A 747-nucleotide genomic window follows, 5' to 3' on the forward strand; every position below is an offset into this window, starting at 1 on the left:
CGGTGCTCGTCGATAAGGATCAGGCCCCCAAGTTTGCCCCCGAGGCGGACCCCTCCAAGTATCGCGCTGTCCTGCGCTAAAGTAAATGGCGGTGTGGGGCTGAAGTTGCCCCCGAATCCAACACGCTGAAGGAGCAACGTTGACCGAAACCACAAACCCCCGCGACGACTGGAACCATAAGCTCACCCTCGCCCAGGAGATGCTGCCGCTGATCAGTCGCCTGCACCGCGAACACAACGCGGTCACCTCGGTTTACGGTCGCCTGCTGGTGGGTGTGACTGACATCGAGATCATCAAGGCACACCGCTACGCGCGTCGTATCGATGAAAAGGAGCTCCCGCTCGACGAGACACTCCCGATCCTGCGCGAGCTGGTGGAGATGGATCTCGGCACCGCTTCGATCGACCTTGGCCGCCTGGCAAAGGAGTTCAAGCACTCCGACGAGAAGGATCTGCGTGCCTTCCTCGAGGCGCAGCTCGCTGACGTCATCGGCACCTCCTCCGAGCTCGATGCACGCGACGTCGTGCTCTACGGCTTCGGCCGCATCGGCCGCCTGCTTGCCCGTATCCTGATTGCCCGCGAGGCAATGTACGGCGGTGTGCGCCTGCGTGCGGTGGTGGTGCGCAAGAAGGGTGACATTGACATCATCAAGCGTGCCTCCCTGCTGCGACGTGACTCTGTCCACGGTGCGTTCAACGGCACGATCACCGTTGATGAGGAGAAGGAAATCATCTGGGCCAACGGCAC

The 747-nt window shown here is 61.8% G+C and carries 1 protein-coding gene; it reads left to right on the forward strand.

The genetic code is table 11. The annotated features are described in order from the left end of the window. Positions 1 to 199: 199 nt before the first annotated feature. Positions 200 to 747: glyceraldehyde 3-phosphate dehydrogenase NAD-binding domain-containing protein (locus HMPREF3120_RS04800; protein WP_305764017.1), on the forward strand; the 548-nt coding region annotated here is incomplete at its 3' end.

This window comes from Corynebacterium sp. HMSC11D10 (genome assembly GCF_001806995.1).
GTDB classification, from domain to species: Bacteria; Actinomycetota; Actinomycetes; order Mycobacteriales; family Mycobacteriaceae; genus Corynebacterium; species Corynebacterium coyleae.